Source organism: Castellaniella denitrificans (genome assembly GCF_027214045.1).
Lineage (GTDB): Bacteria > Pseudomonadota > Gammaproteobacteria > Burkholderiales > Burkholderiaceae_B > Castellaniella > Castellaniella denitrificans_A.
This window is the reverse complement of sequence record NZ_JAPWHE010000019.1, coordinates 1-7,493: the sequence shown is the minus strand read 5'-3', so window position 1 is coordinate 7,493 and position 7,493 is coordinate 1. Positions and strand designations below refer to the sequence as shown.

Below are 7,493 nucleotides of genomic sequence, written 5' to 3'. Positions count from 1 at the left end.
GGCGCTGAAGATGAAAACCCCGGCTGAGGCATTTGCATTAGCCGCCTGATCTGTGCAGGTTCTGATGGGTCAATACACCAACGTCTTGCGCCGCTGGGCCCTCGAGCACGAATGTAATGATCCAACCGAACCTGCTCAGGTCAGGCGCGGATTTCCGGGGCCGAGCATGCCCGCTGCCTTTCCTGGCCCGGGCCAGAAGGAGCGTGATGATGCGCGCTCGCTCCTGGACTTTGGCACCGAGGTGTGGCTTGCCGTAGATCTCTGGGGACTGACCTTATTTTTCTCGAAGAATCTTCTGAAGGGCGAGCCGAAGGGCCCTTGCAGGGAACTACGTACTAGTTTGGCCTATCGGCCTAATAATCTGGGCAACTACAATGGGTTTGCGCGATAAAAGCCTTTGAGTCTTGCTTCAGAGGCGCACCGCACTCAGAACAAAACTTAGCGTCACGCGAGTTAATCTTCGAGCACTTGGCGCATTTATAATCGTACGCACCTTTCAATGCCTTCTGACGCATAAGTGCAATTTGAATTACACACGGTACGGTAACACGATAGGCTGCTCCTGCAATATCCGCAGCACTCCATATGCCAGACAACATCAACCCCATCGGCCCTAAGAATAGTGCAATTGGAGACATCGTGGCTACTTTAAAGCCGAGAATCGAGGCGGCCGCTCCTTCAGCCACAGTTGCTGACTTGAAGTACGTCCAATTGGGCGAGGTGGTAATGTCGCCTGAGACTCGATTGCTCGTAGCCAAGCTAGATTGGAACGACGCACGCGTTTCCGGCGACATTTTACTCAGAGCACCCTCATACAGAGAGGAAATGATGGCCTGCTCGATTTCCTCAATACTAGCTCCCTTGGCAAAGGAAACCTTAAGATGGTCGGCGACATCAGCTACTAACTCGGAATAAGGCACGCCTTTGCCGCCGCGAAACATGTTCGCGACAGAATTGCCTCCAAACAGGAGAATCTCTTCTGCGACTTCATTTCGATCGACTGCTGGATAAAGGCGCGCTTCCTTGCAGGCGATCAAGCGCTTGCAGGCCGATGATGACAATGAAACTCGCCCTTTGCCAGTGTCCGTAATGTAGTCGACTAGAATGTCCAGATCATCAATATCAGCATCACGCAACAACATTTCAAGGCTGGCGGAATTTCCAACAGGTTCAAAAGCCATTTTTTCCTCTATAAATTTAATTTGATCGTTATGGATTCATGGGGCCATTCATGAAAATATCGACATCTGAAACACTCTTAAGAAGCTGTGATTCGTTCACGCCGTGCGCTCGCGCAAGCGCGAGGCTTGTCTCTAGTAGCCGAGTATTCACAGATAGGTCAAACGCCGCTTTAGCAAGGTCACCAAGTCGGTTGAATTCAGCCTCCAATTTCCGAAGAGCCTTTCGGACCTCGGCATCAAGCGCTGAGACGATGCGGTTCATCCGTTCCGCCATGCGGTCTGTCACTTCGCGGGCTTTCTTTCCGAGAGTCGAAGCGATGAATTTTCCAGCAAAGGAGCCGAGAACGGCACCGAGCACTGGCACAGGAATGAGAGTCTGGCCGGCGATCGTGGCAAGGCCAACGATAGCCGCCTCACTGCAAACGAACATGCCGCTATCAACAAGCTCGTCAAGCGAAATTTTCCCTGCATGATAGTCGGCTGCAAGCGATGCCATGCCTTTAGCAGCGGTGACAAATGCGCTCGCAAACGGAGCTGCCATGTCGGCAGAGTTTGTCAGGGCATAGATGGCACCGCCAGCCAATGCTCCGCCAACAGCCCCCTTCGCTGTATCTAAGCCGACTTCCCTCCAGTCGTCAGCAGTGAAATCACCCGTAAATACATTTTTTCCCTCCTTTTGATACTTCTTCCAGAGTTTCGTCGTTAGGGTGAGTGCTGCTGTGACTGCTGCCGCACTACCGGCTGCTTTCAGCCCCTCTCCGAGCGAGGGCTCATGTTCTGTACGGATCTGGTTTTTAATAGACTCGTTCTGCTGCTTGAGGTCCTGTTCGTGATGCCCTACAGTTTCGTCGACTTTGCCCAACTGGACCTCGGCATACGTTGAAACCGAAGGTTGCACAGCGTCTGTAAACGGCTTTCCAGTCAGAGTCTCAATGAGCTCGACCTTCTCCTTGATCGCCCGTACTGTGTTTACAGAGAGATCTCCGGTGTTACCTTTGAGAATCTCAAGAATTTGGGCGTGTTGATCTTTAGGGATGTGGTAAAAGCCGTCCTTTCCGAAGTCCTTGTATTTATCTAAGTGATCGAGGATGTGCTGTAAGCCATTGTTCGTGCCGTTGATAAACTTAGACTGAACATCAATACCTCCGATGCGGTAGTCCATTGGCGCAGTACGGCCAACGCCATCGAAGGTCGCGTTTGGCATCGATTGCGCGAGAAAGTCGCGTGCACGGCGAACACCAACCTCGACGTACTCGGCAACCTCGCCATGCTTTGTATCTGTGCGCCCAAGTATCTTAGACGGGTCGCCTATGAACTTGCGCACTTCGTCCATGGCCCTCATGGCATCGGTGAAGGCGTTGTCTTGGGCAGCTTGCGCCGCTCCTTCAGCCGCTGTGCGTGCATGGTTTATAGCATCAACTAAGATGCCAGTTGCCTGGTCTGGAATAGCAGACGAATCAACGCGAGATGTGGTGTTTGCGGGCATCTCTTAGCTCACTACGCTTAAGAAAATATGGTCTTGTTAAGCAGCGCTGAAAGCGTACGCACATGATTAATGAGCGCCCCAATAGCTTCCTTGTCCTGCTTTGAAAACTGGCTGTAGTCCGCCGGGGCCGATTGTTTGAGCCTGCCAAACAGCCTCTTCATGCCATTGACCTGGACCAATGTTAGATGCCGAAGGGTCTCAATTTCACCAGCGGCAATCTTGAGCGAAGCAATACCCTTTTCTATGGTCAATCGCTTGTCGTGCGCTTCTTCGGCAATTTTGCCGTTCTTATGCCACATGAAAAGTCCACCACCGGCGACCGCAGCACCCGCCAGCCCCCAACCAATTGGGCCCGCGAGAGCGAGCAGAGCACCACCTGCAGACATCCCACCACCGCCAGCTGCGAGTGCACCGCCACCCAACCAGGCAAGTGCTGCGTTCGTTGCAGCAGCACCAGACAGGGACGCGATGGCTGTCCCCGTTGATGCGGTGCCGAACGTCGTTGCAATAGCCATAGCTGCAGTAGGAGCCATGAGCGCGGTTGCAGCGCCGGCAACCGCGCCTACGCCTGCGCCAGCGCCGCCTGCGACAGTTGCGTCGTGCATTTGACGGTCGACTTTTTCAACTACCCCTTTGAAGGCGTGGTACTCAACCTTGTATTCATCAAATGCGCGGTCGAATTCCTTCGGGGTTGCCGCAAGGCTGTTAACGTAAGCTTCCACATCGCCGATTAACAGTTCGCTGCTTTCACGACGCAGGTCATACAGGGTGGTGGCAAGTCCTTGCACTTCCGCCTGACGAGAGTCGTAGTTCTTGGCGGCAGCCTCAAGTTGCTGGCGGGCAGTTGCTACTGCTTCACGATTAAGCATAAATGATCCCGATTCATATTTGTCTTCCCACAGAGGATTCCGGTGCCTAGCCGAAGCTATCTGAGTCCTCCTTGAAATCAAACGTAGCTGTTACTGCATGCTGCAGGCTCCATGAGAAGCTATGTTACTAAATTCTACGATGGGTGATACACCGCATAGCGGCGTTTCCCATGCGTTGTTCGCAGCACTCAGTCTGGCGACGTAGCGGGGTCGCTGCCTTCTTTGCGGCGCCAGTAGGCGTTTTCCTCGCGCATGGCGTCATAGTGCTGGTAGAACTCATAGCTTTTACGGATGACCACGGCCAGGCCGATGATGGCCAACAAGTTCTTGATCATAGGGATCTCCTTGGAGGTAGGGGACAAAGTGTGCGATCGCCTGTTTCGGAAAGGTGAGTGGCATACGTTTCAGGTGCTCGTTGCCGCATTGAGGGCACACCAATGGGATGCCCGCCACAGTGCCGCTGGGCGTCTGGATGATGTACCGCCAGCCGCATGTGTTGCTCTGTAAGGCGAAGGACTTTTGGGGGTGGGCATTCGTGAGCATCCCAGGGCCAGGTAGGCTGCGTGTACTACGTCTGCGCCATACTTGCGGTCCAGCCGACGTACTGTGAAGTGGCCGCGTGCCATGTCCTGAAAGTGGCCTATGAACAGGGTATTGACCAGAGCGCCACCCGCTGCCCCCAGAGCGGGGATGGCTTGGGCGGCAACTTTTTCGGTCACCTGGATGCCGAAGCGATCGGCCACGACGGAGATCAACCGTGCAACAGCTGGTGCGGCTACACCTTCTTCCTGGGTTTGCGTGCCGAGGTGGTCGGCGGCTTGGCTAGCAGCCTGGGCCAGCGCCATGCGCACGGCGTAGTAGCCACTCTCTGTGGCATCGTTGGACTCGGACTTGCCCCCCAGTGCGAAGACGGAGAGGCATGCCTTGCGGGTGTCTATAGCTTGCAGGGATTCGCCCTCGCCGCGGGCGATGGCTGCGATGGAGCGCATTATTAACGTGGTCGAGATGGGCAGTTCCACGGCAAGCCCTGCGAGGCCAAAAAAGCCGCCCACGCCGCCGGTCAGGGGAATGTCCCATTTGTGCCAGCGTTCGGCGTCGCTGCCTCCGGGCGTGCCATCCCGCGTGAAGATGGCCGCGTCGGCAGCTTTGCTGAGGGCCGTGCGGGTCAGGTCACCGATGCGGCCAGACCAGCCTGCAGGTAGTATTTCCAGGCCTCTTTCGATGGGGGTACCGATCAGGTTGGTCATGTGTGCTGCCAAACCGGGGTTTTCGAGCAGTTGGCGTGCGTGGTGCAAGTCGTTGAGGTCGGTTTTGTTTAAAGGGGTGTCCTTATCGCCAAATGTCGCTTTCATGATGGGTTGTCTCACTCGCAGTCAATCGATGGGGCAATTATGAGATTGGCGTGCGACGAAACATGTCGCATGCCGTCATGCTGAGGCGAAGTTGCGATTGTGGAGCTTGTGCTACGATAGATTGTGTTACAGCTAACGTGCTGGCGCTTTGATGGCGGTTCTGTTCGATCCCGTGCTCGGTAAAGAACATCTGATAGAGCGACCACGCCGCCTCTGAGTCTCATGGCTAACCAACAGTCTTCGCAGGACGTTCTGCTGTTCAATCTAGAACTGTTGCGCCGCATTCCGCGCCATGCGCGTGTAACTGCGCGCGAACTGCATGAACAGTTGCAGGCAGCCGGGTTCAAGCGCGACCTGCGTACGGTTCAGCGTCAGCTGGATCTTCTGAGCCAGCATTTTGACTTGGAAAGGGATGACAGCAGCAAGCCCTATGGGTATCGCTGGCTACCGCATGCCAAGGGCCTGTCGATCCCGTCATTGACAGTACAGGAGTCTCTGCTGCTTAAACTGGCTGAGGAGCAGTTGCGGTATCTATTGCCTGCTAGCCTGATGCGCTCCATGGAAGGCTTCTTCAAACAGGCGACGGCCACTCTCGTTAGTAGCGAGGCCCCGTTACTGGAGCGGCAGTGGCGCAAGAAGGTCCGTGTGGTCAGCTCCAGCCAGCCGCTATTACCGCCATCGGTCGATCAGGCGGTCTTCGATACGGTCAGCGAGGCACTCTATCGCAATCGGTGGCTCAGCCTGGATTACCGAAACGCCCAGCAGACGCTGCGCACAGGGCAGCGCGTGATGCCGCTAGGTTTGGCCCAGCAGGGTGCGCGCCTCTACTTGGTGTGTCGCTATCATGGCTACGATAATGAGCGCAGTCTGGCCATCAATCGCATACAGGCAGCGCGTATGTTGGTCGATGGTTTTGTGCGCCCTACGCTCTTTGACTTGCAGCGTTATGACGAGGATGGCCGTTTTGGCTTCGGCGAAGGGGAGCGTATTCGGCTGGCCTTTTCGATCAGCAAACAGGCGGGCTATCACTTGCTGGAATCGCCGTTGTCCGAGGATCAGGTGGTTCAGGAGCTGGAGGATGGATATCGCGTGACAGCTATCGTGGTAGACAGTCTGATGCTGAAGCAGTGGTTGCTGGGGTTTGGTGAAAATGTGTGGAGCGTGCGAAGGGAGAAGGTCGGGGGCTAGCCTGGACGGGTTCTTCAAAGGCACTCACGGTTGAGCCTGCGGACTAGCAAGCTTCTCTTGGCTTAGCATACAGCGCGATGTTGCGGCCTACATCCGTAACCACGAAGAAGGGCGGGCGCCCTTCTTCGGCATGGAGAAAACGGCGATCCGTGCAAACGTCAACGCTTGGTTCAAGCCTGGCGCACGCGAGCCGAACGCAACTACCACCTGCATCAATTATGCGATGACCTCGCAGTGCACGACCAGGCCCTTTGATCATGACTACTCCTTAATCCACCCCGGGGACACCGCGGGCAATACTCAGGTGTTCTGGGGGGTGGAGCTGACCAAGTATGGGTTTGCCAGGAATCCTTCGCCTATCGCGGTTCACGGTATCGGAATCGGCTGGTGCAGCAATACAGGAAACCTCAATAATAACGCCTGGCGTGACAGCGCATCCGAGCACTGGGGGAATGGTATGCGTATTCGGGTCCGGTAGGCCGGGGATGTTGCTTGATTCTGATTGATGCAGCGTGAGGCGCAGGCTCTTCTGCTGTTTAGCGTTCGAAGCTACGCCCCAACAATCGGTCTACTAGGTGCTCATGTACCCGGTACATAGGTGTTTTGCCTGGCGTAATATCAGAAATAAAACCGTGTTGAAGCAGCATTAGAATGGCTGGCCGAAGTTCTGGGTGCTTGTCTGTGTGATACTCGAAGCAAGGCTCGCTGCTGCCGCTCATTATTGTGTTGCTTTCCTTGATAAAGAAAGCACGAAAATTCTGATGCTCTGGTTGAGAGAAATCTTCGCGCATCTCTGCAATGACGGCAGGGAACCGGTCTTCAATCTCTTTCCACCGATTTTTTTCTTCTTTAATCAGTTGTTTCTTGCGCCGTGAATCGGTGAACTTATCCGCAATATACGGACCGACGGCCCCTGTGACTGTGCCAACCAGAAATCCAATGGCTGTCGAGATGATATCCATGCCGCTCCTAAGGGGGCTTTTTCCGTTTTGAGAAACGTACCAAGTGTATCTGAGTCGGAGAAGGCAGGATGCATTCTGTGCCCTTTGATGCGACATTGACAAATCCCCCGATTCCTCCTATACGAGCACAAACCCCCATTCCCGCAGCCACCTCGTTCGCGTAGTCTGCATTTTTCGGCTACCGCCCCCATGTGGACGGCGCCTGGCAACGCCACCTCCCGCGTTCATAGCCATCCCTCTGGCTCGGATCTCCCTATTTATGAGGGGGTACTGTCCTGGGAGGGGCTGATGGAGGGAAGTCGGATTGGGGCTGGCCGAAAGGCCTCAGCCTGTGCGTTTGGCACGCATCTTTGCGAGCTTTGAATCGCCCCGGGTTTTTGAATCGGCCCGGAATCACTAGACACCCACGTGCCTCATAATGAGGCGTTGAGGAGTTGTCATGAGTACGAATGCCA

The 7,493-nt window shown here is 55.1% G+C and carries 7 protein-coding genes; 1 reads left to right on the top strand and 6 read right to left on the bottom strand.

Translation table 11 applies throughout. The features are described from left to right. Nucleotides 1-353 precede the first annotated feature (353 nt). The 5 genes from O4H32_RS14800 to O4H32_RS14780 form a co-directional block, all read right to left on the bottom strand. Nucleotides 354-1,181, bottom strand: coding sequence for a zinc-ribbon domain-containing protein (locus O4H32_RS14800; protein WP_269360390.1), 828 nt, complete (start codon nt 1,179-1,181; stop codon nt 354-356). Nucleotides 1,182-1,209: 28 nt separating this feature from the next. Beyond that, nucleotides 1,210-2,667 (bottom strand): hypothetical protein, encoded by a 1,458-nt coding sequence (locus tag O4H32_RS14795; RefSeq protein WP_269360389.1) that lies wholly within the window; start codon nt 2,665-2,667, stop codon nt 1,210-1,212. Nucleotides 2,668-2,684: 17 nt separating this feature from the next. Then, a complete protein-coding gene (locus O4H32_RS14790) occupies nt 2,685-3,536 on the bottom strand; it encodes a hypothetical protein (protein WP_269360388.1) in 852 nt (283 codons plus the stop codon). Nucleotides 3,537-3,724: 188 nt separating this feature from the next. Beyond that, nucleotides 3,725-3,871 (bottom strand): hypothetical protein, encoded by a 147-nt coding sequence (locus tag O4H32_RS14785; protein WP_269360387.1) that lies wholly within the window; start codon nt 3,869-3,871, stop codon nt 3,725-3,727. Nucleotides 3,872-3,940: 69 nt separating this feature from the next. Further along, the gene (locus tag O4H32_RS14780) at nt 3,941-4,888 is read right to left on the bottom strand and encodes an EcsC family protein (protein WP_269360386.1); all 948 of its coding nucleotides are present in this window, start codon (nt 4,886-4,888) and stop codon (nt 3,941-3,943) included. Between the two features lie 222 nt (nt 4,889-5,110). Here O4H32_RS14780 and O4H32_RS14775 point away from each other — a divergent pair, with 222 nt between their 5' ends. Next, nucleotides 5,111-6,076 carry a helix-turn-helix transcriptional regulator gene (locus tag O4H32_RS14775; protein WP_269360385.1) on the top strand — a complete coding sequence of 322 codons (966 nt, stop codon included), beginning with the start codon at nt 5,111-5,113 and terminating at the stop codon, nt 6,074-6,076. Between the two features lie 536 nt (nt 6,077-6,612). Here O4H32_RS14775 and O4H32_RS14770 read toward each other — a convergent pair. Further along, nucleotides 6,613-7,038 carry a hypothetical protein gene (locus O4H32_RS14770; RefSeq protein WP_269360384.1) on the bottom strand — a complete coding sequence of 142 codons (426 nt, stop codon included), beginning with the start codon at nt 7,036-7,038 and terminating at the stop codon, nt 6,613-6,615. Nucleotides 7,039-7,493 lie beyond the last annotated feature (455 nt).